The organism is Bradyrhizobium sp. 31Argb, assembly GCF_043638955.1.
Classification (GTDB): Bacteria; Pseudomonadota; Alphaproteobacteria; order Rhizobiales; family Xanthobacteraceae; genus Bradyrhizobium.
In genome coordinates, this window is sequence record NZ_JBEGDB010000638.1 from 1 (window position 1) to 965 (window position 965).

Genomic DNA, 965 nt, shown 5'->3' on the forward strand with positions numbered 1-965 from the left:
CACTTTGGCGTAGAGCTCACCAGGCCGCCGCCCAGCGCGCGCACTTCAAAACAAAAAGACAACTGTAATGCTAGTGCCGCTATAGGCGCCGCTGAAAAGCTCCGGCGCTAGGGCGAGCGCCGAGGATATATTGACGATGGTGCCTCGCCCGGCGGCTGAAAAGGCGCTGGCAGCGGCGGCGGCCAGTCGGGTCGGCGCCGCCACGTTCACGTGGATCATGCGGTCCAGCGCATCAATATCGGCATCTGCGAGGCCCGGGGCGGCGCCAATGCCGGCATTGTTGACCAGCATGGAGATGGCGCTGTCTGTGCGCAGTCGCTCTTCTACGCGTCGGAGATCGGCCACCTTGGTCAAATCCGCGCGGATCGTCTCCACGGCAACACCATGGCGGGTGGTGGATTCGGCTACTGCGGTCAGCCGGCCGGCATCTCGGGCCACCAGGATCAGGTCGTAGCCGCGGCGGCCCAACCGATCGGCATAGACGGCGCCGATGCCGCCGGATGCTCCAGTGATCAGGGCGGCTTTGCGGGTGGAGGTATTCATCTTCGGCTTCCTTTCGGTGTTTCGATGAAAAGGAAGATAGACCCTCCTATCGGGCGCGATAATCATCTAAGATTGGCAATCATTTTCCTGTAGATTGGCACAATCATGGATCGGTTGGATGCGATGTCGACCCTGCTCGCGGTGGTGGAGACTGGGAGTTTCTCGGGCGCATCTCGCAAGATGCGGGTGCCGGTGACAACCGTGAGCAGGCGCGTTGCGGAGCTGGAGGCGCATCTGCGCACCAAGCTGCTGCAGCGCACGACGCGAAAGGTGAAGCTGACAGATGCCGGTGCACCCTATGTCGTGGCCTGCCGCAAGGTGCTGGAGCAGATCAGTGAGGCGGAGCGGAGGGTGTCAGTAACTCAGTGTAAGATGGTTTCTGTGAGTTTACCTTTGACAGGAGACTCACATGGCTACGGATT

General features: G+C 61.1%; 2 protein-coding genes. One reads left to right on the plus strand and one right to left on the minus strand.

The window, feature by feature from the left end:
- Window positions 1-45: 45 nt before the first annotated feature.
- Window positions 46-543 (minus strand): SDR family NAD(P)-dependent oxidoreductase, encoded by a 498-nt coding sequence (locus AAFX91_RS42000; protein WP_394570389.1) that lies wholly within the window; start codon window positions 541-543, stop codon window positions 46-48.
- Window positions 544-648: 105 nt separating this feature from the next.
- On the opposite strand from AAFX91_RS42000, the gene AAFX91_RS42005 reads away from it, so the two are divergent.
- Window positions 649-965: LysR family transcriptional regulator (locus AAFX91_RS42005; RefSeq protein ID WP_394570390.1), on the plus strand; the 317-nt coding region annotated here is incomplete at its 3' end.

Bases quoted from the DNA above. Each gene is read 5' to 3' on its own strand.
- AAFX91_RS42000 (WP_394570389.1), bottom strand. From the start codon at position 543: ATGAATACCTCCACCCGCAAAGCCGCCCTGATCACTGGAGCATCCGGC.